19 protein-coding genes are annotated in these 21,486 nt (G+C 61.0%); 5 read left to right on the top strand and 14 right to left on the bottom strand.

The window, feature by feature from the left end; genetic code table 11:
- Positions 1–174 precede the first annotated feature (174 nt).
- The 3 genes from clpB to rluD form a co-directional block, all read right to left on the bottom strand.
- Positions 175–2,739, bottom strand: a complete 2,565-nt coding sequence (clpB, locus tag AC27VU_RS23340) for an ATP-dependent chaperone ClpB (RefSeq protein WP_488725011.1) — start codon at positions 2,737–2,739, stop codon at positions 175–177.
- 130 nt (positions 2,740–2,869) lie between these two features.
- Entirely contained in the window at positions 2,870–3,592 is a 723-nt protein-coding gene (pgeF, locus tag AC27VU_RS23345; RefSeq protein ID WP_103521816.1) for a peptidoglycan editing factor PgeF, read from the bottom strand.
- A complete protein-coding gene (gene rluD, locus AC27VU_RS23350; protein WP_003228314.1) occupies positions 3,589–4,551 on the bottom strand; it encodes a 23S rRNA pseudouridine(1911/1915/1917) synthase RluD in 963 nt (320 codons plus the stop codon). The genes pgeF and rluD overlap by 4 nt, the downstream gene beginning before the upstream one ends.
- 151 nt (positions 4,552–4,702) lie before the next feature.
- Between rluD and AC27VU_RS23355 the strand changes: the two genes are divergently transcribed.
- The 4 genes from AC27VU_RS23355 to AC27VU_RS23370 all read left to right on the top strand — a co-directional run bounded on the left by AC27VU_RS23355 (position 4,703) and on the right by AC27VU_RS23370 (position 9,004).
- Entirely contained in the window at positions 4,703–5,722 is a 1,020-nt protein-coding gene (locus tag AC27VU_RS23355; protein WP_003228317.1) for an outer membrane protein assembly factor BamD, read from the top strand.
- A gap of 126 nt (positions 5,723–5,848) precedes the next feature.
- On the top strand, positions 5,849–6,082 hold the full coding sequence (locus AC27VU_RS23360) for a PP0621 family protein (RefSeq protein WP_488725012.1): 234 nt from the start codon (positions 5,849–5,851) through the stop codon (positions 6,080–6,082).
- Positions 6,072–7,661, top strand: coding sequence for a sensor histidine kinase (locus AC27VU_RS23365; protein ID WP_488725019.1), 1,590 nt, complete (start codon positions 6,072–6,074; stop codon positions 7,659–7,661). The genes AC27VU_RS23360 and AC27VU_RS23365 overlap by 11 nt, the downstream gene beginning before the upstream one ends.
- Positions 7,658–9,004 (top strand): sigma-54-dependent transcriptional regulator, encoded by a 1,347-nt coding sequence (locus AC27VU_RS23370; RefSeq protein ID WP_488725013.1) that lies wholly within the window; start codon positions 7,658–7,660, stop codon positions 9,002–9,004. The genes AC27VU_RS23365 and AC27VU_RS23370 overlap by 4 nt, the downstream gene beginning before the upstream one ends.
- A 132-nt stretch (positions 9,005–9,136) precedes the next feature.
- Here the strand turns inward: AC27VU_RS23370 and thiO are convergent, their stop codons facing one another.
- The 7 genes from thiO to AC27VU_RS23405 are packed head-to-tail and all read right to left on the bottom strand — an operon-like array spanning position 9,137 to position 15,903.
- Entirely contained in the window at positions 9,137–10,237 is a 1,101-nt protein-coding gene (thiO, locus tag AC27VU_RS23375) for a glycine oxidase ThiO (protein WP_262143294.1), read from the bottom strand.
- A gap of 59 nt (positions 10,238–10,296) precedes the next feature.
- Complete coding sequence (locus AC27VU_RS23380) at positions 10,297–10,698, bottom strand: type IV pilin protein (protein WP_041065326.1); 402 nt, start codon at positions 10,696–10,698, stop codon at positions 10,297–10,299.
- 15 nt (positions 10,699–10,713) lie between these two features.
- Complete coding sequence (locus AC27VU_RS23385; protein ID WP_488725014.1) at positions 10,714–13,797, bottom strand: pilus assembly protein; 3,084 nt, start codon at positions 13,795–13,797, stop codon at positions 10,714–10,716.
- Positions 13,784–14,263 (bottom strand): pilus assembly PilX family protein, encoded by a 480-nt coding sequence (locus tag AC27VU_RS23390; RefSeq protein WP_045122842.1) that lies wholly within the window; start codon positions 14,261–14,263, stop codon positions 13,784–13,786. The genes AC27VU_RS23385 and AC27VU_RS23390 overlap by 14 nt, the downstream gene beginning before the upstream one ends.
- 10 nt (positions 14,264–14,273) lie before the next feature.
- Positions 14,274–14,987: a PilW family protein gene (locus AC27VU_RS23395; RefSeq protein WP_103485407.1), complete on the bottom strand. Its 714-nt coding sequence runs from the start codon at positions 14,985–14,987 to the stop codon at positions 14,274–14,276.
- A complete protein-coding gene (gene pilV, locus AC27VU_RS23400; protein WP_003228332.1) occupies positions 14,984–15,433 on the bottom strand; it encodes a type IV pilus modification protein PilV in 450 nt (149 codons plus the stop codon). Before pilV ends, AC27VU_RS23395 begins: the two co-directional genes overlap by 4 nt.
- Positions 15,430–15,903: a GspH/FimT family pseudopilin gene (locus tag AC27VU_RS23405; RefSeq protein WP_488725015.1), complete on the bottom strand. Its 474-nt coding sequence runs from the start codon at positions 15,901–15,903 to the stop codon at positions 15,430–15,432. Before AC27VU_RS23405 ends, pilV begins: the two co-directional genes overlap by 4 nt.
- Positions 15,904–16,034: 131 nt before the next feature.
- Between AC27VU_RS23405 and AC27VU_RS23410 the strand changes: the two genes are divergently transcribed.
- Positions 16,035–16,604, top strand: coding sequence for a GspH/FimT family pseudopilin (locus tag AC27VU_RS23410; RefSeq protein ID WP_400497758.1), 570 nt, complete (start codon positions 16,035–16,037; stop codon positions 16,602–16,604).
- On the opposite strand, the gene ispH is transcribed toward AC27VU_RS23410, so the two are convergent.
- From ispH to ileS, 4 genes are all read right to left on the bottom strand, one after another.
- Positions 16,561–17,505, bottom strand: a complete 945-nt coding sequence (ispH, locus tag AC27VU_RS23415) for a 4-hydroxy-3-methylbut-2-enyl diphosphate reductase (RefSeq protein WP_003228337.1) — start codon at positions 17,503–17,505, stop codon at positions 16,561–16,563. The two genes, AC27VU_RS23410 and ispH, sit on opposite strands and share 44 nt — an antisense overlap.
- Positions 17,506–17,692: 187 nt before the next feature.
- Positions 17,693–18,130, bottom strand: a complete 438-nt coding sequence (fkpB, locus tag AC27VU_RS23420; RefSeq protein ID WP_198286829.1) for an FKBP-type peptidyl-prolyl cis-trans isomerase — start codon at positions 18,128–18,130, stop codon at positions 17,693–17,695.
- A 7-nt stretch (positions 18,131–18,137) separates the two neighbouring features.
- Positions 18,138–18,650 carry a signal peptidase II gene (gene lspA / locus AC27VU_RS23425; protein WP_003228341.1) on the bottom strand — a complete coding sequence of 171 codons (513 nt, stop codon included), beginning with the start codon at positions 18,648–18,650 and terminating at the stop codon, positions 18,138–18,140.
- Positions 18,643–21,474 carry an isoleucine--tRNA ligase gene (gene ileS / locus AC27VU_RS23430; RefSeq protein ID WP_226501101.1) on the bottom strand — a complete coding sequence of 944 codons (2,832 nt, stop codon included), beginning with the start codon at positions 21,472–21,474 and terminating at the stop codon, positions 18,643–18,645. Before ileS ends, lspA begins: the two co-directional genes overlap by 8 nt.
- Positions 21,475–21,486 lie beyond the last annotated feature (12 nt).

A 21,486-nucleotide genomic window follows, 5' to 3' on the forward strand; every position in this document is an offset into this window, starting at 1 on the left:
TCGCTTTCAAGTTAATGATTTGCAACTTATTTCAGATTTCAGCTCAGTGAGCTGAGATGCTGCGGGTGACTGACTGCGGGGCGCACTTTACAAGCCTTTTCCTTAGAGTTCAACAGCCTAACGAAAAAAAGGCCTCGCAAAGCGAGGCCTTCCTTATTTCATTGGCTTTGCCGCTCAGTCGAAAACGATTTCGTCGTTCACGACCTTGCCGGTCGCCGTATCGCCCGGCAGGAAATGCCCTGACAGGATCAACTGCGCCAACGGGTTTTCGATCCAGCGCTGGATCGCACGTTTGAGCGGACGTGCGCCATACACCGGGTCGTAACCCACGGCAATCAACTTGTCCATGGCTTCCGGACTCAGTTCCAGCTTCAGCTCGCGCTCGGCCAGACGACTGCGCAGACGGCCCAGCTGGATCTCGGTAATGCCCGCGATCTGATCCCGCGCCAGCGGTTCGAAAATCACCACTTCGTCGACCCGGTTGATGAACTCCGGACGGAAGTGCGACGTCAGCGCGTCCATCACCGCTGCACGCTGGGCCTCACGGTCACCGACCAGTTCCTGAATCTGCGACGAACCGAGGTTCGACGTCATGACGATCACGGTATTGCGGAAATCCACCGTGCGTCCGTGACTGTCGGTCAGACGGCCGTCCTCCAGCACTTGCAGCAGGATGTTGAACACGTCCGGGTGCGCCTTCTCGACCTCATCCAGCAGGATCACCGAGTAAGGCTTGCGACGCACCGCTTCGGTCAGGTAACCACCCTCCTCGTAGCCAACATAGCCTGGTGGTGCGCCGATCAGCCGTGCCACGGAATGTTTCTCCATGAACTCGGACATGTCGATCCGCACCATCGCCTCTTCAGTATCAAAGAGGAATTCGGCCAGCGCCTTGCACAGCTCGGTTTTACCGACACCGGTCGGGCCGAGGAACATGAACGAGCCGCTTGGACGATTCGGATCCGCCAGCCCGGCACGCGAGCGGCGTACCGCGTTGGCGACCGCAACCACCGCTTCGTCCTGACCGATCACACGCTGGTGCAACAGGCTTTCCATCTTCATCAGCTTGTCGCGCTCGCCTTCAAGCATTTTCGACACCGGAATACCGGTCCACTTCGAAACGACTTCGGCGATTTCCTCTTCGGTCACCTTGCTGCGCAGCAACTGGTTTTCGCTCTTGCCGTGCTGGTCGACCATTTGCAGGCTGCGCTCCAGATCCGGGATCACCCCGTACTGCAATTCGGCCATGCGGTTGAGGTCGCCTTTACGACGTGCCGCTTCCAGCTCCTGACGCGACTGCTCGATCTTTTGCTGAATCTGCGCCGAACCCTGTACCTCGGCTTTTTCCGAGTTCCAGATTTCTTCCAGATCCGAGTACTCACGCTCGAGGCGGACGATTTCTTCCTGGAGTTTTTCCAGGCGTTTCATCGCCGCTTCATCGCTTTCTTTCTTCAGTGCCTGAGATTCAACCTTGAGCTGAATCAGGCGACGCTCCAGACGATCCAGCACTTCCGGCTTGGAGTCGATCTCCATGCGAATACGGCTGGCGGCCTCGTCGATCAGGTCGATGGCCTTGTCCGGCAGTTGCCGGTCAGTGATGTAACGATGGCTGAGCTTGGCCGCGGCGATAATCGCGCCGTCGGTGATCGCCACTTTATGGTGAACCTCATAACGCTCCTTGAGGCCACGCAAGATGGCGATGGTGTCTTCTTCACTCGGCTCGTCCACCAGGACTTTCTGGAAACGCCGCTCAAGCGCCGCATCCTTCTCTATATATTGGCGGTACTCGTTGAGCGTGGTTGCGCCGACGCAGTGCATCTCACCGCGCGCCAGTGCCGGTTTGAGCATGTTGCCGGCATCCATCGAGCCTTCGCCCTTACCGGCGCCGACCATGGTGTGCAATTCGTCGATGAACAGAATGATCTGCCCTTCCTGCTTCGACAGCTCATTGAGCAACGCTTTCAGGCGCTCTTCGAACTCACCGCGATACTTGGCACCGGCAATCAGCGCGCCCATGTCCAGCGACAGCAGACGTTTACCCTTGAGGCCGTCCGGCACTTCGCCGTTGATGATGCGCTGGGCCAGACCCTCGGCAATCGCGGTTTTACCCACGCCAGGTTCACCGATCAGCACCGGGTTGTTCTTGGTGCGACGCTGTAGAACCTGAATGGTGCGGCGAATTTCGTCGTCACGGCCGATCACCGGATCGAGCTTGCCTTCTTCGGCACGCTTGGTCAGGTCGACGGTGTATTTATCCAGCGCCTGACGCGACTCTTCGTGGTTGGCGTCATTCACCGCCTCACCGCCGCGCAGGTTGTTGATCGCGTTTTCCAGGGCTTTCTTGCTCACGCCCTGGCCGAGCAGCAATTTGCCGAGCTTGCTGTTCTCGTCCATCGCGGCGAGCAGCACCAGTTCGCTGGAAATGAACTGGTCGCCCTTCTGCTGGGCCAGACGATCCGCCTGATTGAGCAGGCGCGCCAGATCCTGCGACATGTTCACGTCGCCGGTCGGGTTCTGGATTTTCGGTAATTGGTCGAGCTCTTTGGTCAGCTCTTTGCGCAAGCTGTTGACGTCGAAGCCCACTTGCATCAACAGGGGTTTGATCGAACCACCCTGTTGTTCAAGCATGGCTTGCATCAAGTGCGCCGGCTCGATGGCCGGATGATCGTGGCCGACAGCCAGGGATTGGGCGTCGGACAACGCCAACTGAAGTTTGCTGGTTAAACGGTCTATACGCATGGGGTCACCTTCCTTTTGAGCAGGCCGGACCTAAAAACCATCCTGAATAAAGAAACCTGCCAGATACCACTGTAGATGTGGTCGATTCTGGGAGATTCAAGCGGCGGACAGTTGATGCAGATCAGTCAGTCTAGCGGGTGAGCCAGATTAAGGAGGCGAACCGACCTGTGCGCGACGCACGGCGGTAAGAAAAGAAGCGCGGGTCGGTCACGGTGCAGAAACCGCCGCCATAAACCGCGGTGACACCGCGTTCAGCCAGACGCAGGCGCGCCAGCAGATAAATGTCAGCCATGAACTTGCCAGCATTGTGGCTGGGCACGAAGGCGGCTGCCGCTTCGGGCAATTGACTGACGAAGACTTCGCGTACTTCCGGCCCGACTTCGAAGGCTTTCGGGCCGATGGCCGGGCCGAGCCAGACCAGCACGTCCGCCGCAGCGGTGTCGAGATGATCGAGGGTGGCTTCAAGTACGCCCGCCGCCAACCCGCGCCAGCCGGCATGGGCCGCCGCGACGCGAGTGCCGGCACGGTTGCAGAACAATGCCGGCAGGCAATCCGCGGTCATCGCCGTGCAGGCAACCCCGGGAGTTGCCGTCCAACTGGCGTCGGCGGTGGCGACCACGCCCGGATCAGCATGAGCCACGTCAATTCCGTGCACTTGCTGCAACCAGGCAGGCTTGATCGAGAAGTGTTCGGTCAGACGCCGACGATTCTCGGCTACTGCTTCCGGACGATCATCGACGTGATCGCCCAGATTGAGGCTGTCGAACGGTGCCTCGCTGACACCCCCCTCGCGGGTGGTGACACAGGCCCTGACGCTGGCCGGCGCTGGCCAGTCCGGCGTCAGCCAGTTCATCCGACGAATGCCTCGCGATCCTGCTTGAGCAGGGTCAGCAGCCAGACGAAATCTTCCGGCAGCGGCGATTCCCAGCTCATGCGCTCACCGCTGGTCGGATGATCCAGTTCAAGGAAGCGCGCGTGCAATGCCTGACGCGGGAAGTGCTTGAGCGATTCGACCATGGTCGGGTTCGCAGCAGGCGGAATACGGAAACGCCCGCCGTACGCAGGGTCGCCGACCAACGGGAAGTTGATGTGCGACATGTGCACACGGATCTGGTGAGTCCGGCCGGTTTCCAGTTTGACCCGCACGTGCGTGTGCGAACGGAAACGCTCCAGCACGCGGTAGTGACTGACGGCCGGCTTGCCGCCTTCCATCACTGCCATGCGTTGGCGCTGCTGGCCGTGACGGCCGATCGGGGCGTTGATCTTGCCCCCGGCGGTCACGACACCAATCACGATGCACTCGTAGATCCGGCTGACGCTGCGGCTTTGCAGCTGGGCAACGAGCTTGGTCTGCGCCTGAATGGTCTTGGCCACCACCATCAGACCGGTGGTGTCCTTGTCCAGGCGATGCACGATACCGGCGCGCGGGACATTGATGATGTCCGGCACGTGGTGCAGCAAGGCATTGAGCAAGGTGCCATCGGCGTGACCGGCAGCCGGGTGCACCACCAGGCCCGCAGGCTTGTTGATCACCAGGATGTCGTCGTCTTCATAGACGATGTCGAGTTCGATGTCCTGGGCGATCCACTCGCCCTGGGCTTCCTGCTCGGCAGTCAGCTCAAGGATGGCACCGCCATGAACGATGTCGCGCGGGCGGATGACCGCCCCGTCCACAGTCAGGCGACCTTCTTTGATCCAGGCGGAAAGGCGCGAGCGAGAGTGCTCAGCGAAGAGTTGGGCGGCGACTTGATCGAGGCGTTGGCCGCCCAAATCGGACGGCACCTCTGCGCGAAGTTCAATTTTATCGGACATGCTCTGACTGGGCGTCGGCACAGCCTTTGGTTTCGGCTGCGCGCTTGTGGTTAAATACGGCGTCTTTTGCCCCGAGGCTTTTCAACGGGGCGCTCATCATAACAGGACGGCCCCGCCCAAGACAGCGGCCGTCATAGGGACGCAAGCCGCCATGCAAGTGAAACACCTGCTGCTGATCGCCATCCTCGCATTGACCGCTGCTTGCTCATCGAAGGAAGTCGTAGACGAAAACCTCAGCGAAGCCGAGCTGTATCAGCAGGCTCAGACTGACCTGGACAACAACAGCTACACCAGCGCCACAGCCAAGCTGAAGGCCCTGGAGTCGCGTTATCCGTTCGGTCGCTACGCCGATCAGGCACAGCTGGAGTTGATCTACGCCAACTACAAGAACGCCGAGCCGGAAGCTGCAAAGTCCGCCGCCGAGCGTTTCATTCGTTTGCATCCGCAGCATCCGAACGTGGATTACGCGTATTACCTCAAGGGTCTGACCTCTTTCGACCAGGACGTCGGCCTGCTGGCGCGCTTCCTGCCGTTGGACATGACCAAGCGTGACCCGGGCGCTGCCCGCGACTCGTACAACGAGTTCGCGCAGCTGACCAGCCGCTACCCGAACAGCCGCTACGCGCCGGACGCCAAGCAGCGCATGATCTATCTGCGCAACCTGCTGGCGGCCTACGAAATCCACGTAGCCGACTACTACCTGACCCGTCAGGCCTACGTCGCCGCCGCCAACCGTGGCCGCTATGTAGTGGAAAACTTCCAGGAAACCCCATCGGTCGGCGACGGCCTGGCGGTGATGACCGAGGCTTACCAGCGTCTGCACCTGGACGAGCTGGCCGCCACCAGTCTGGAAACCCTGAAGCTCAACTACCCGAACCACCCGAGCCTGAAGGACGGTCAGTTCGTGCCATCGGTCGCCGAAGCCGACAACCGTTCGTTCCTGAGCAAGGCGACTTTGGGCCTGATCGAGTCGCGTCCGCCGCTGCCGCCGGGAGAAACCCGCGCCAACCAGGACGTGCAGAAGCAGTTCCAGGATGCAAAAGACGCAATCCCGAATGAGCTCAAGCCAAAAGACGAAAACGGCGAAGTGATCGAAGAAACTCACGAAGCCGCCGGCAACAACGACGACCGCTCGTGGTTCAGCTACATGACTTTCGGCATCTTCGACTGATCACACCGGGTACACAAAAAAGGGAGATCTGCGGATCTCCCTTTTTCATTGCCGGGCGTTAATAGTCTGTGCGCCTGACGACTCCTTGGCTAAACTGCCGAATCATTAGCCGAAAAGCCGCCCATCATGCTTCGTTTACTGTTCTGGATTGTCCTGATTTTCGCTGCAGTATGGCTGTGGCGCAAATTCAAGGCGCCCTCCGCGTCTGCCCAATCGCCCCGCGAGCAAGACGCCGCGCCGATGGTGCGTTGCGCCCATTGCGGCGTGCACCTGCCGCGCGATCGCGCGCTGAACCTTAAGCAACAGTGGTATTGCAGCCAGGCTCACCTTGAGCAAGGCCCAGGCACCAGTGATCGCTGAGGCCGCCAACGCCGACAGTAAACAGGCGCAGCGCCTGCTGCGCCTCTATCATCTCTACCGTTTAAGCGTCGGCATCACCCTGGTGCTGCTGATCTCCAGCAACATGGACAACCGCCTGCTGACGTCGGCCGACGACGAACTGCTGCGCAGCGGCAGCTGGTTGTATCTGGTGCTGAACATTCTGCTGGTGGTGTTCCTGGAGAACACCCGCCGCCCGGCGCAGCTGTTCACCCTGGCGCTGGTCGATGTGCTCTTGCTGTGCGGCCTGTTCTACGCGGCGGGCGGCGTGGCCAGCGCCATCGGTAACTTGCTGATTGTCTCGGTGGCGATCGCCAACACCCTGCTGCGCCGACGCATCGGCTTGCTGATAGCCGCCATCAGCGCTCTCGGTATCATTGGTGCAAGTTTCCTGCTGAGTTTCAACCACCCCCTGAGCGCCAACAATTACCTGCAAGCCGGAACCCTGGGCGCCTTGTGTTTTGCCGCTTCACTGCTGGTACAGGGGCTGGTCAGGCGCCTGGAAGTCAGCGAAAACCTCGCCGAACAGCGCGCCAGCGAAGTGGTCGGCCTCGAAGCCCTCAACGCCCTGATTCTGCAGCGCATGCGCACCGGCATCCTGGTGCTCGATGACCAGCGCCGGGTGCAACTGGCCAATCACAGCGCGAAAAGCCTGCTGGCGCAGTCGCACCTTGAGGGGCATTTGATCGATGACTACTCGCCGGCACTGGTCGAGCGCCTGCAACTGTGGCTGAGCAACCCGACCCTGCGCCCGCAGAGCCTGAAGATTCCCGGCAACGGCCTGGAACTGCAACCGAACTTCATCGCCCTCGCACAGAGTCCGAACCAGCAAACCCTGGTGTTTCTCGAAGACCTTGCACAAGTCGCCCAGCAAGCCCAGCAACTCAAGCTCGCCGCGCTCGGGCGCCTGACCGCCGGCATCGCCCATGAAATCCGTAACCCGCTGGGCGCCATCAGTCACGCCGCGCAGCTATTGGGTGAGTCCGAGGAACTCGATGGCGCGGATCGGCGTCTGACGCAGATCATTCAAGACCACTCCCAGCGCATGAACCGAGTCATCGAAAACGTCCTGCAACTGTCGCGCCGCCAGCAGAGCGCTCCGCAACGCCTGGATCTCAAACCGTGGCTGGAACGCTTCGTCTGCGAGAGCCGCGAACAGGCGACTGAGCGCCAGTCGATTCATTTGCGGATCAACTCCGGGGACTTCATCACATTGATGGACCCCGACCAGCTCACGCAAATTCTCGACAATCTGTTACGCAACGGCTGGCGGCACAGTGCCCTGCTGCACGAGCAGGCCGAGGTCTGGCTGGCACTGTTCATCGACCCCGACAGCCAGTTGGCGGTGCTCGAAGTGCAGGACAACGGCCCCGGTGTACCACCCGATCAGCAGGCCGATCTGTTCGAGCCGTTCTTCACCACCAGTAGCCAGGGCACCGGCCTTGGGCTTTATCTGTCCCGTGAGCTGTGCGAAAGCAACCAGGCGCGCCTAGACTTCAAACCACGCCAAGGCGGCGGCTGCTTTCGCATCACCTTTGCTCACGGACGGAAACAAAGTTGAACACGAGCCCACGGCAAAAAATCCTTATCGTCGATGACGAGCCGGATATCCGCGAACTCCTGGAAATCACCCTGGGTCGGATGAAACTCGACACTCTAAGTGCACGCAACCTCGGCGAAGCCCAGGCGCTGTTGCACAACAACACCTTCGACCTGTGCCTGACCGACATGCGCCTGCCCGACGGCACGGGGCTGGACCTGGTGCAGCACATCCAGCAACGTTATCCACAACTGCCGGTGGCGATGATCACCGCGTACGGCAGTCTGGAAACAGCGATCAACGCCTTGAAAGCCGGGGCCTTCGACTTCCTGACCAAGCCGGTTGATCTGACGCGCCTGCGCGAACTGGCCAGCACTGCGTTGCGCATGCCGGCAGCCGGAGGCAGCGTCACCTCGATCGACCGGCGCCTGCTCGGTGATTCGCCACCGATGCGCAATCTGCGCAAACAGATCGACAAACTGGCGCGCAGTCAGGCACCGGTCTACATCAGTGGAGAGTCGGGCAGCGGCAAAGAACTGGTCGCGCGGCTGATCCACGAACAGGGACCACGCGCCGGCAAGCCGTTTGTGCCGGTCAATTGCGGGGCGATTCCGTCGGAGCTGATGGAAAGCGAATTTTTTGGTCATCGCAAAGGCAGCTTCACCGGCGCAGTGGAGGACAAACCTGGGCTGTTCCAGGCCGCACACGGCGGCACCCTGTTTCTCGACGAAGTGGCGGACCTGCCGCTGTCGATGCAGGTGAAATTGCTGCGGGCGATTCAGGAGAAAGCCGTGCGCAGCGTCGGCGGCCAGCAGGAAACGGTGGTCGATGTGCGCATTCTTTGCGCCACCCACAAGGATCTCGACGCCGAGGTCGCCGCCGGGCGTTTTCGCCAGGACCTGTATTACCGCTTGAATGTGATCGAACTGCGTGTGCCATCCCTGCGCGAACGGCGCGATGACATCGAAGTGCTGGCGGCGCACATGCTCCAGCGTCTGGCGGCAGGCAGCGGCCGCGCAGCGGCTCGTTTGCACCCGCAGGCGCTTGAGGCGCTGAAGAGTTACCGTTTCCCGGGGAATGTTCGGGAGCTGGAAAACGTCCTTGAACGGGCGCACACGCTGTGTGAAAACCAGTTGATCGAGGCCGCAGATCTGCGTCTCAGCGAAGGTAATTGCACGGTCGAGGGCGGTATTGCCGACCTGACGCAGATCGATAACCTTGAGGACTATCTGGAAAACGTCGAGCGCAAGCTGATCCTGCAGGCGCTGGAGGAAACGCGCTGGAATCGTACGGCGGCGGCGCAGCGGTTGAGTCTGTCGTTCAGGTCGATGCGTTATCGGCTGAAGAAACTGGGCCTGGATTGAGGGCCCCTTCGCGAGCAAGCCCGCTCCCACAATAGATCTCGGTTGTTCACACAATTTGTGTTCACCGCAGATCCAATGTGGGAGCGGGCTTGCTCGCGAAAGCGGTCTGCCAGCCAGCAGAGAAAAATCTGACTAAATGCGACCTTCAGGCGCATACGGCGCCGGATCAATAATCGGCGCACGCCCCAGCATCACATCGGCAAACAACTGACATGACGCCGGCGCCAGCACCAGCCCGTTGCGGTAATGCCCGCAGTTCAGCCACAAACCCTCAAACCCCGGCACCCGGCCAATATACGGAATCCCCTCAGGCGAGCCCGGACGCAAACCGGCCCAGTGTCCCACCACTTCGGCATCCGCCAGCGCCGGCAGCAGCTCGACCGCCGAAGCCTTGAGGCTCTCCAGCGCGACATCGGTCGGCGTCTTGTCGTAGCCTTCGTGCTCCAGCGTACTACCGATCAGAATGTGCCCGTCGCGACGCGGAATCGCATAACGCCCCTTGGCCAGCACCATGCTCGGCAGGAAATCCGCTGCACACTTGTAGAGAATCATCTGGCCCTTGACCGGCTCGACCGGCAGCGTCAGATCCAATGTCTTGAGCAGATCACCGCTCCATGCCCCGGCCGTCAGCACGATCTGCTCGCCGCGGATCAGGCCTTTGGACGTCTCGACGCCTACCACTCGCCCGCCTTCGCGAACAAACCCGCTGACTTCGCATTGCTCGTGGATGGTCACGTTCGGCAGCGCCAGCAAAGCGGCTTTCAACGATTTGACCAGGCGCGGGTTACGCACATTGGCCACATCGGCCATGTAGATCGCCCGGGAGAATCCGCCACCCAGCACCGGCACCGCGTCGTGCGCCGCCGAAATATCCACAGCCCGCAGCGGACGGTTTTCCCGTTCGGCCCAGGCCAGTGCCTCGGCTTCATCATCCAGATCCAGCCAGTACAGGCCGGTGGTGTGCACTTCGGGATCAACCCCGGTATCGGCAAACAGCCGCTCGCCCAGCTGTGGATAAAAATCCTGCGACCAATGCGCCAGCGCGGTGACTGCCGGGCTATAGCGCCACGGGTACAGCGGCGAAACGATACCGCCGCCGGCCCAGGACGACTCCTGACCGACATTCGAACGATCCAGCAGCACCACGCTGCGCACTTCTGAGGCGAGGTTGTAGGCGGTCAGCAGGCCAATCACCCCGCCACCGACAATCACCACTTGCTGTTGCCTGGTCATGTTTGATCCAACCGTAAAAAAGACAGTGGGCGCAAAAAAGGCGCCCTTGAGAAGGTACCTCAGCGGCCCCAGCAATCCTTGGTGGTCAGCCCGGTGGTTGCGTTGTTCATACTTCTGACGCCGGTGTTGGTCAGGGTGAAATCCCCGCACTTGTCGGTGGCCATGGTCGTGCCGGCCTTGCGGGTGGCCGTCAGCAGGAAGGTCTGGTCAGCGATGGTCGGGGTGATGGTGTAGAAATCATTGCCCGTGCTCAGCCCGGTGATACCGGTATAAACATTGTTCTTGGTGTAGAAGCGCTCGAGGATCTGCGCCTGTTCCGAGAGCAGCGACACCACTTCGGCGCGGCGGCCCTTTTTCAGGTATTCGGTGTAGCTCGGTGCGGCGATGGTGATGATGATCCCGATGATCGCAATCACGATCATGATTTCGATCAGGGTGAAGCCCCGGTTGAATCTGCGCATGCCTCAAACTCTCACTTACTGTATTTGTCGCCACATGATACGACGGCTGCCGCCGCCGGATTTTTCCACCAGAGTGGTGACGGTGCCACTGGAATCGTTGACGATCTTGCGCGTCGCGCCGTTGACGATGGAGTTCAGGGTTGGAATACCGCCGGTGAACACCACGCCGCTGGAAATCGTGTCGTTGCTGTCGACCACGCCATCGGCGTTGGTGTCGAGCACCGCGTAGTTGAGCATCTTACCGCTGAACGCATCCAGTTCGACCAGTTTGCCGGTACCGAAACTGGCACACGGGTCGGTGGTATCGACACTGGCGGTGGTAAACACGATGCGCCCGAGTACCAGACTGGCCTGATTGATCACCCGCTCGCCGGTCAGCACGTTGTTGTACACCAACGGCAGATACCAGCCCTTCTCCGCCGGATAGGTCGTGTCGTTCTGGCTGGTGGTGATGAACTGTCCGGCGCTGCCGGAGAACACCCCGGTCACTGCTTGCGCCTGCAAGCTGCTGACGGTCAACTGACCGGAACCACCATCGGCGTCCCACACCGAGTAGAACGCCTGCAAATCCTTGTTGGTCTTGTCGGCGGTCTCGTTGAATTTGCCGGTGCCGACGAAGATCTGTTTGCCCCCCAGCGAATTGTCCGCCAGCAACGGCTGCGCGGTGATCGGCTGGGTCGCCCCGCCCGCCGTGGTGAACAGCGGTTTGCCGGAAAACGCCACGCCCCAGCTGTCGGTCGACGTCGCGCTCAGATCGAATTTCCACAGACGCCCTTTCAGATCACCGCCATAAGCGGCCTGCACCACGTTCGACGAATTGACCTTGAGCTTCACCGACGACAAACCATTGGTGGTTTCAGTGCTGTCGATGACGATCTTCTTGATCAACGATCCGTCACGCACATCCAGCACATACAACGCCGCCACCCCGGAGTTGCTGCCATAACCATTGGCAATGAATGCCGCCCAGCGACCATCGGCCAAGCGTGCCACTTCCGGCCGGGCATAGGCGTAACCCAGATCATTGAATACGTTGGCAGTGTTCGCCGTGGCAGGTGCACTGACTTCCCATAGGGCATTGAGCACATTGCCAGCAGACGCGTCGAACAGCTGCAGCGCGTAGAAGGTCTTGCCGCCGGCACCGGTGCCGCCGATGGCCACGGTTTTCCAGGCACTGTTGAACTGAAGATCGTAGACCCCGACCTGGCCGTCCACCAGAAACTTGTGGCTGACGCCATTGATGTACGCCGGATCGGCAATCAGCCGCATCGACGGCAACACGCTGGACGGCATGTAGGCATAGCGTCGAGTGCCGTTGGCCGAGTTGATCACGTTGACGAAACCGTCATTGGCGTTCACCACCAGATTGGCATTCATGTTCGCCGCTTTGGTGGTCAGGTAAGTGGTGTAGGTGGTGTCGCCCGACAGGTCGGAGGCGGTTTTGTCGCTGGGCGAGGCCAGCACCAGCGGCGAGTTGATGATGTCGCCGAGCAACACGCTGCGCACCTTGAGCCCGGTCTTGTTGGTGCCCTTGCTCCACTCCACCAGATCACTGCCGCTGATGCCGGTGGGCAGGCTCTGGCTGAGCGTCGCCTGTTGGGTCGCGGAAAAGTTGCCGTAGGCCAGAGCCACGGCGGCATTGCTGCTGGTGTTCCAGGATTGATAGGTCGGTGCGGTCGCGCCCGGCACGATGGTGGTATCGGTGGTCCACAACGCTGCCGAGGTGTTCACCGCGCCAGCCGAAGTGAAGCCAAAGGATTTGATCGTGCCGCGCCAGTCCCTGGGGTCGTAACTGGTCTGGAAATAACTGGTGCCACTGGCCAGCGTGGTGCCGCTGGTGACACCGCTGCCGCCGGAGCCGGCCTTGGAAGTGATGTCGCTCAACGCCGAGGACAGCGCACTGTTGAGACCGGTGCTGTCGCTCGCCTGGTAATACTTGCCCTGCCCATAGGCAGCGGCGTCGGAAAGCATGTCGTTGTCGGCAGTAAAGCCGACGGTGTAGGTGTTCATGTTCTGCTTGGGAAAATCCGCCGAGCCCCAGCTCTTGCCCGCGAGATCGGTACCTGTCGACCGCATGTCGATGTCGAACGCAAACTTGGCAATGTCATCCAGATACAGCGTGTCACCCTCGTTATCGCCATTGAGGTTGTTGCCGTCATTGTTGATGCCGTCCCAGTTCGGCAAGCGACTTCCGCCCAACGGGTCATTGGTGGGAAACGTGCGGTCATACGTCGGAAGGCCGTCGGTGATCACTACGCCATAGTTCTTCTGGCAGCGGTACTGGATCGGACTGGTGTAAGTGGTGGGTGTGCTGTTGTAGTACGGCGTCATGCCGCGCATGTACCGGGTGATTTCGTAATAGGTTTCCGCCAATGGCGTGTTGGCCACGGCCCCCAAACCACCGATCGCCGAAATCAACGCATTGTAGTTGGCGTCGGCCTGCGCCTGGGTCACGCTGCCGGAGACCGGCGACAGATCACTGATGGAACGAGCGATGTATCCACCGTTCCCGGGGTTGTTGCTGGTCACCGGGTTGAAGGTCGACAGGCCCATGCGCAAGTTACGGTTGCTGGTGACCAGTGCGGTGGACACGTTGCGCGCGACGTTGATCCGATAGTCGTTGGGAATCGCCCCGGTGGTGAAGTCGCGAGTGCCGTTGTTGATCGCCAGCCCGACCACATAGGCGATGTAGTCCCCCGTGTAGCGAGTATTGCCGCCGCCCACCGGATCAGGCAGTTTCAGGCACAACGGCGCGACGCTGTTGTTGTAGAAGGCGAAGGCGCCGCCGGAGCAACCGGAGGTCGGCAGGTTCGAGAGAAACACCGGATCGCCAGTGATCGCCGTTGAACTCAGGCACAGCCCGAGCAACGCATTACATTGCCGGGCCGGGGTGCGTGTGACGGTCGGATCGAATCCCGCCGCGTAAATGATGCTGTTCATGCTGCCGGAATCGTCGATCAGCAACATCACGTTGGGCGGTACCGCAGCGGCACTCAGCAGCGGCGAGTCGGAAGGCGTGAACGCATAAGCCGGCGCTGCCAGATAAAAGCTCAGCAGCATCCCCGCCAACAACGTCCGGCAGCGCTCAATACTTCGCATAGACGCTCTCCACCACACTGCGCGAAGTACCGGCGATGCCGACTGCGGTCACTCGGTACAAGGTCGCCGAGGTGTTGCTAGGCACGTTCACCGCCGTCAGCGTGGTACCGATGTTCTGCACACCATAGAAGCCGTTACCTGCGGCGACCCACGTCACCCCCGAGGTCGAGTTGAGCCCCGCCGCGCTGACCACCGAGGACTCCGCTGGCGGCGCACATTGCGTGGCGCTGGCACACACCGCCAGCGAATAACTGTCGAGTTGTACCGCACTCTCGCCGATGCGCAACGCCGCCTCAGCGGTCTGGAACGACTGATTGCGCAGGCTGACACTGCCGGCCATTTTCTCCTGCAGGTTGGCACTCTGCATCGAGGACAGCCCGATCAAGGTCAGCAGCAACAGAAACACCAGACTGACCAGCAACACCATGCCGCGCTGGGTTTGCCTCTGGTTGAACGTGATCCTCATCATTCCGGCCTCACTGCAAGCGGTTGCGCAAAGCGGCAACCACGTTGAAGGTTTGATTGGCCACCCGGTTGTTCGGGTCGGTGAGGGTCAGACTCAGACGCACACTGCGGATGCGCGCCGGGTCACTGGGGTTGGCGCTGTAGGAGGACGCCGCGACATCGGTGGCGGACGTCGCCAGACCGAACATGACGTTGAACGCACTGACATTGTTCACCAGCACCTGCTGGGTCGGGGTGCCGCTGCCGGTGCCCATGAGAATCTGGTTGTTGCTGAAGCTGTAGATCAAGCGGCGGATCGGAAAGGCGATCTGCCCGCTCGCCGCCGCCCGCAACCCGGTATAGGCCGTGGCGCTGTTGCGGCAATCGGAGACCACCGTCCAGGTTGGCGTACCACCATTGCCACCGACATCGGCAGTGACCAGGGTCAGCTTGAGGTTGCTGTTGTCCCAACTGATCGGGGTGATCTGCGCCGCGTTGAAATCCCCTGCCGAGCTCGCGTCAGTAATCGTGCCCAGGCAGCCGAACATGCCGACCATACGCAGTTCCTGAATCATCTTGCTCAGGACAAAACGTGCGTCTTCCTGCATGGCGGCAGCGGTGTTCTGGCTGACGTAAGTGTTCTTGGCCGCGAGAAACGTCTGCACCACCCCCAGCACGATGATCAGCCCGAGCGCCAGGGCGATGAGCATTTCGATCAGGCCGAAACCCCGGTTGGCGTGCTTCATGGGCCGGCCACCGGATCGACCGTGGCACGGCTGGTCAGGACAAAACTGCGTGTGGTACCGGTGGCATTCGCCGCCCGTGAGTCATTCCAGTTGATGGTGATGGTGTACACCCGCTGATTGAGGGTGATTGTGCCGGTGGCAGTCGGCCCGCCGAAATTGACGATGTTGGTGGTGAAATCGTAGAGATCCTGATCGCGGGCGACGCTGAGGTTGCCGGCGGTCGGCGGCGTGACCGTGTAATCGGCAGCGGAATTGGCGCGGATGCGGTCCATCATGTCGTAGGCGATGAAGCTCGCCTGACTGGTCATCCGGGAACTGTCGGTGTACTTCAGCGCATTCACTTGAACGGCGGCCGCGCCCAATATGCCGACGGTCAGAATCAGCAACGCGACCAGTACCTCGATCAGCGACATGCCCTCCTGTGCCTGTGTGCTCCCTGCCCTCATCCGCAACTTCCACCCAATTGAATTCGTCCGTTCAGACACACGTTCAGCGTCCTGCTTTGTGTTCCCAGCACATAACTGATGGCCACCGCCGTCGACGGCGCCGCCAGGCCGCCCAGATTATTGAAATCCAGTGCGGTCACTCCTGAGGGTAGCGTCAGAGTCGCGCCGCTGCTCATCGCTGGAACAACCCGTAATACATTGGCCGAAGTGCCAGTACTGTCGTAGACCGACAATTCGCCGGTCCACACGCTGCCGCCGGCGCTCGGGCGCAAGCGTGTGGTCACGCCGCGATCAATCGCCTCCAGCCGCGCGTAGTTGATGGCGCGCTGCAGGTCGCCCATTTCGGTGTCGGCCTTGCTGCTCTGGATCGAGCGAGTGAAGCCTGGCACCGCCAGGGTGATGAGGATCACCAGCACGGCGACCGCAGCCAACAGTTCGGGCAGCGTGAAACCTTTTGTACGATGATCCATCGATGCCCTCCGTTGCCGTCGGCTATACCTGCTTCTACAAGCTAGAACATTCAACCGGCCTGCGTCGGTTGATTTGCCCTGCCCGGCGAAAAGGATTGCGCCGGGCTTCATGCTCCACGGAGGGAGTCGGCATGCCGCAACAGGGTTTCAGTCTGATTGAATTGCTTATGGGACTGGCGATTGGCGCAATTGTTCTGTCGCTGGTCAGCCCGGCCTTCGCGGCCTTCACTGAATCGACTCATCGCGACCAGGCGGCCCGGTCGCTGCTCGAGGGCATTCGCAACGCCCGCACACAGGCCATCACCCGCAATCAGAGCGTGGTGATCCATGGCATCAATGGCGACTGGAGTCAGGGCTGGCGGATCATTCTGGATATCAGCGGCAAGGGGCCGCTGGACAGCAGCAATCCACTGCTGCTGGAGCACGCGAGTGACGGGCGAATACCGATCGTCGGCAATTGGCTGGTCAGTCGTTATGTGCGCTTCAGCAGTCTGGGACAACCGCTGATGCCCGGGCGGGCATTTCAGGCAGGGACGTTACATCTCTGCTCGGCACAGGAGCCGGTCAGCCAGCTCCAAGTGGTGCTGGCCGCAACCGGTCGGGTGCGCCTGACCAGCGCAAAGGCTGAGCAGGCGCTGTGCCTGAAGGCGAAGAGCGTCAGATCGAACGGACGCGCAGCTCTTTCGGCATCGAGAAGGTGATGTTCTCTTCGCGACCGGCCAGTTCATCGGCACCCGTCGCGCCCCAGGCTTGCAACTGCTGGATGACACCGCGAACCAACACTTCCGGTGCGGAGGCACCAGCGGTGATGCCGATGCGCTCGACACCCTCGAACCAGCTCTTCTGCAGGTCTTCGGCGCCGTCGATCAGGTAGGCCGGCGTGGCCATGCGTTCGGCCAGTTCACGCAGGCGGTTGGAGTTGGAGCTGTTCGGGCTGCCCACCACCAACACTACGTCGCACTCGTCGGCCAGTTGCTTGACCGCATCCTGACGGTTTTGCGTGGCGTAGCAGATGTCGTCCTTGCGCGGGCCACCGATGGCCGGGAAACGTGTGCGCAGGGCATCGATCACGCGGCTGGTATCGTCCATCGACAGGGTGGTCTGGGTCACGAACGCCAGTTTTTCCGGATTACGCACCTGCAGTTCGGCCACGTCTTTTTCGTCTTCGACGAGGTAGATCGCGCCGCCATTGCTGCCGTCGTACTGGCCCATGGTGCCTTCGACTTCAGGGTGACCGGCGTGGCCGATCAGGATGCACTCACGGCCGTCGCGGCTGTATTTGGCGACTTCGATGTGTACCTTGGTAACCAGCGGACAGGTGGCGTCGAATACTTTCAGGCCACGACCGGCGGCTTCGCTACGCACGGCCTGAGAAACGCCGTGGGCACTGAAGATCACGATGACGTCGTCCGGCACCTGATCCAGTTCCTCGACGAAGATCGCGCCACGACTGCGCAGGTCCTCGACCACAAACTTGTTGTGCACCACTTCATGACGCACGTAGATCGGCGGCCCGAAGACTTCCAGGGCGCGGTTGACGATTTCGATCGCCCGGTCCACGCCGGCGCAGAAGCCACGGGGGTTGGCGAGTTTGATTTGCATGCTGTGCCTCGTGTCTTGCGCGCGAAATAAATTTACGTCCTGCTGATCGAGCACATTGCTCAAATCCAGCAAAAATCCAATGTGGGAGCGGGCTTGCTCGCGAAAGCAGTGTGTCAGACAACTTCTATGTTGAATGTCAGTCAGCATTCGCGAGCAAGCCCGCTCCCACAATGTTCTGAGGTGTTACTCAGATCGCTTTGACGGAGATGATCTCTACGTCAAAGGTCAGCGTTTTGCCCGCCAGCGGGTGGTTGAAGTCGACGGTCACTTGCGCGTCGTCGAATTCTTTCACCACACCCGGCAGCTCAGTATTGGCCGCATCGTTGAAGATCACCAGCAGACCCGGTGACAGTTCCATGTCGGCAAACTGCGAGCGCGGGATGATCTGTACGTTTTGCGGGTTCGGCTGGCCGAAAGCGTTTTCCGGCTCGACGGTCAGCGTACGCTTGTCGCCGGCCTTGAAGCCGAACAATGCCGCTTCGAAACCCGGCAGCAGGTTGCCGTCGCCGACCTTGAAGGTCGCCGGGGCCTTGTCGAACGTGCTGTCGACCGTATCGCCGTTCTCCAGGCGCAATGCAAAGTGCAAAGTGACTTCCGTGTTCTGGCCGATGCGTTGCTCAGCCAATACCTGTTCAGTCATGAACGGCTTCTCCGGTTTTCTTACTTTTGAACATGTCCAGTGCCAGCATCACCGCACCGACGGTGATGGCGCTGTCGGCGAAGTTGAACGCCGGGAAGTACCAGCGGTTCTGCCAGTGCACCAGAATGAAGTCGATCACATGGCCCAGGGCGATGCGGTCATACAGATTGCCCAGCGCGCCACCCAGCACCAGCGCCAAAGCGACGGCCAGCCAGGTTTCGTTGCGGCCCAGGCGTTTGAGCCAGACCACCAGCACCGCACTGACCACAATCGCGATCAGGGCGAACAGCCAGCGCTGCCAGCCGGAGCTGTCAGCCAGGAAGCTGAAGGCAGCGCCGGTGTTGTAGGCCAGCGTCCAGCTGAAGTAATCGGGAATGATCACGATCTGCTGGAACATTTCGAGCTTGTTTTCGAAGTAGAACTTGCTGGCCTGGTCGATGACCAGAACCAGCAAACTCAACCAGAGCCAGCTCAACCGTCCGAAACGGCCAACGGCATTAGGCATAGTGACGAACCTCGCCGGCGCCGCTGATGTTGTCGACGCAACGACCGCAGATTTCCGGATGCTCCGGGTTCACGCCGACGTCTTCACGGCAGTGCCAGCAACGGGCGCACTTCGGGAAGGCCGATTTGACGATCTTCAGTTTCAGGCCGCTGACTTCGGTGGCGACCGCGTCCGCAGGTGCCTGAACGAAAGGCGCCACGCTGGCGGTCGAGGTGATCAGGACAAAGCGCAGCTCGTTGCTCAGCTTGGCCAGGTCGGCGCTCAGCGCGTCTTCGGCGAACAGCGTCACTTCGGCTTGCAGGTTGCCACCGACGGCTTTGGCCGCGCGCTGGATTTCCATCTCTTTGTTGACCGCCACCTTCACTTCCATGATGCGATCCCAGTAGGCGCGACCCAGCTCGAAGCCTTCCGGCAGCTCGGTCAGACCTTCGTACCAGGTGTTGAGCATCACCGATTCGTTGCGCTCGCCCGGCAGGTACTGCCACAGCTCGTCGGCAGTAAACGCGAGGATCGGTGCGATCCAGCGCACCAGCGCTTCGGAGATGTGGAACAGCGCGGTCTGGCACGAGCGACGGGCCTTGCTGTCGGCGCCGGTGGTGTACTGGCGGTCCTTGATGATGTCGAGGTAGAAACCACCCAGCTCCTGCACGCAGAAGTTGTGGATCTTCGAGTAGACGTTCCAGAAACGGTACTCGCCGTAGTGCTCCTGCAGCTCGCGCTGCAGCAGCAGGGTGCGATCCACCGCCCAGCGATCCAGTGCGAGCATGTCTTCAGCCGGCAGCAGGTCGGTGGCCGGGTTGAAACCGGTCAGGTTGGAAAGCAGGAAACGCGCGGTGTTACGGATGCGACGATAGGCGTCCGCGCTGCGTTGCAGGATCTGCTCGGACACGGCCATTTCGCCGGAGTAGTCGGTCGACGCGACCCACAGACGCATGATGTCGGCGCCCAGGGTGTCGTTGACTTTCTGCGGTGCGATCACGTTGCCCAGCGACTTGGACATCTTGCGGCCGGACTCGTCGACGGTGAAGCCGTGGGTCAGCAGTTCGCGGTACGGCGCGTGGTTGTCGATGGCGCAACCGGTCAACAGCGACGAATGGAACCAGCCGCGGTGCTGGTCGGAACCTTCCAGGTACAGGTCGGCGCGTGGGCCGGTCTCGTGGCCCATCGGGTGCGAACCACGCAATACGTGCCAGTGGGTGGTGCCCGAGTCGAACCAGACGTCGAGGGTGTCGCTGATCTTGTCGTACAGCGGCGCTTCATCGCCCAGCAGTTCGGCGGCGTCGAGTTTGAACCAGGCTTCGATGCCTTCGACTTCAACGCGCTTGGCGACTTCTTCCATCAGTTCGACGGTGCGTGGGTGCAGCTCGCCGCTTTCCTTGTTGAGGAAGAACGGGATCGGCACACCCCAGTTACGCTGACGGGAGATGCACCAGTCCGGACGGTTGGCGATCATCGAGTGCAGGCGCGCCTGGCCCCAGGCCGGAACGAACTTGGTCTCTTCGATGGCTTTGAGCGAGCGCACGCGCAGGGTGTCGCCGCTGACCGGCTCTTTGTCCATGCCGATGAACCACTGCGCGGTGGCGCGATAGATCAGCGGGGTCTTGTGGCGCCAGCAGTGCATGTAGCTGTGTTCGATGACGGTGGTGTGCATCAGCGCACCGACTTCGGTCAGTTTTTCGACGATGGCCGGGTTGGCCTTCCAGATGAACTGGCCGCCGAAGAACTCCAGCGACGGCACGTACACACCGTTGCTTTGCACCGGGTTGAGGATCTCGTCGTTGACCATGCCGTATTTCTTGCAGGTCACGAAGTCGTCCACGCCGTAGGCCGGGGCGGAGTGAACCACACCGGTGCCGGCGCCGAGCTCAACGTAGTCGGCCAGGTACACCGGCGACAGACGGTCGTAGAACGGGTGACGGAAGTTGATCAGTTCCAGCGCCGAACCCGGCGCGGTGGCCAGTACGGTGCCTTCAACGCCGTAACGCGACAGGCAGGATTCAACCAGCTCTTCAGCCAGGACCAGCAGCTTGTCGCCGATATCGACTAGGGCGTAGTTGAATTCCGGGTGCACGTTCAGTGCCTGGTTGGCCGGGATGGTCCACGGGGTGGTGGTCCAGATCACGATCGAGGCAGGCTTGCTCAGCGACGGCAGACCGAACGCGGCAGCCAGTTTGGCCTCGTCAGCGATCGGGAAAGCCACGTCGATGGTCGAGGACTTCTTGTTCTCGTACTCGACTTCGGCTTCGGCCAGCGCCGAACCACAGTCGAAGCACCAGTTCACCGGCTTCAGGCCTTTGAACACGAAACCGCCCTTGACGATTTCGGCGAGGGCGCGGATTTCACCGGCCTCGTTCTTGAAGTCCATGGTCTTGTACGGGTTGGCGAAGTCGCCCAGCACGCCGAGGCGGATGAACTCGGTCTTCTGCCCTTCGATCTGCTCGGTGGCGTAGGCACGGCACAGCTCGCGGGTCTTGTCCGCGCCCAGGTTCTTGCCGTGGGTCACTTCAACCTTGTGCTCGATCGGCAGGCCGTGGCAGTCCCAACCAGGAACATACGGCGCGTCGAAACCCGACAGGGTTTTCGAGCGGATGATCATGTCCTTGAGAATCTTGTTCAGCGCATGACCGATGTGGATCGTGCCGTTGGCGTACGGAGGGCCGTCGTGCAGGACGAACTTCGGACGATCCTTGCCAATCTCGCGCAACTTTCCGTACAGGCCAATACTGTCCCAGCGCTGCAGGATCTGCGGTTCGCGCTGTGGCAGGCCGGCCTTCATTGGGAAGGCGGTGTCCGGAAGGTTTAGCGTGGCTTTATAGTCGGTCATTTAAGGCTCTTC

Source organism: Pseudomonas sp. 14P5.3.2 (genome assembly GCF_057799175.1).

Excerpts from the sequence above, each read along its gene's own strand:
- clpB (WP_488725011.1), bottom strand. The coding sequence starts at position 2,739 with ATGCGTATAGACCGTTTAACCAGCAAACTTCAGTTGGCGTTGTCCGAC.
- pgeF (WP_103521816.1), bottom strand. The coding sequence starts at position 3,592 with ATGAACTGGCTGACGCCGGACTGGCCAGCGCCGGCCAGCGTCAGGGCC.
- rluD (WP_003228314.1), bottom strand. The coding sequence starts at position 4,551 with ATGTCCGATAAAATTGAACTTCGCGCAGAGGTGCCGTCCGATTTGGGC.
- AC27VU_RS23355 (WP_003228317.1), top strand. The coding sequence starts at position 4,703 with ATGCAAGTGAAACACCTGCTGCTGATCGCCATCCTCGCATTGACCGCT.
- AC27VU_RS23360 (WP_488725012.1), top strand. The coding sequence starts at position 5,849 with ATGCTTCGTTTACTGTTCTGGATTGTCCTGATTTTCGCTGCAGTATGG.
- thiO (WP_262143294.1), bottom strand. The coding sequence starts at position 10,237 with ATGACCAGGCAACAGCAAGTGGTGATTGTCGGTGGCGGGGTGATTGGC.
- AC27VU_RS23380 (WP_041065326.1), bottom strand. The coding sequence starts at position 10,698 with ATGCGCAGATTCAACCGGGGCTTCACCCTGATCGAAATCATGATCGTG.
- AC27VU_RS23385 (WP_488725014.1), bottom strand. The coding sequence starts at position 13,797 with ATGCGAAGTATTGAGCGCTGCCGGACGTTGTTGGCGGGGATGCTGCTG.
- AC27VU_RS23390 (WP_045122842.1), bottom strand. The coding sequence starts at position 14,263 with ATGAGGATCACGTTCAACCAGAGGCAAACCCAGCGCGGCATGGTGTTG.
- AC27VU_RS23395 (WP_103485407.1), bottom strand. The coding sequence starts at position 14,987 with ATGAAGCACGCCAACCGGGGTTTCGGCCTGATCGAAATGCTCATCGCC.
- pilV (WP_003228332.1), bottom strand. The coding sequence starts at position 15,433 with ATGAGGGCAGGGAGCACACAGGCACAGGAGGGCATGTCGCTGATCGAG.
- AC27VU_RS23405 (WP_488725015.1), bottom strand. The coding sequence starts at position 15,903 with ATGGATCATCGTACAAAAGGTTTCACGCTGCCCGAACTGTTGGCTGCG.
- AC27VU_RS23410 (WP_400497758.1), top strand. The coding sequence starts at position 16,035 with ATGCCGCAACAGGGTTTCAGTCTGATTGAATTGCTTATGGGACTGGCG.
- ispH (WP_003228337.1), bottom strand. The coding sequence starts at position 17,505 with ATGCAAATCAAACTCGCCAACCCCCGTGGCTTCTGCGCCGGCGTGGAC.
- lspA (WP_003228341.1), bottom strand. The coding sequence starts at position 18,650 with ATGCCTAATGCCGTTGGCCGTTTCGGACGGTTGAGCTGGCTCTGGTTG.
- ileS (WP_226501101.1), bottom strand. The coding sequence starts at position 21,474 with ATGACCGACTATAAAGCCACGCTAAACCTTCCGGACACCGCCTTCCCA.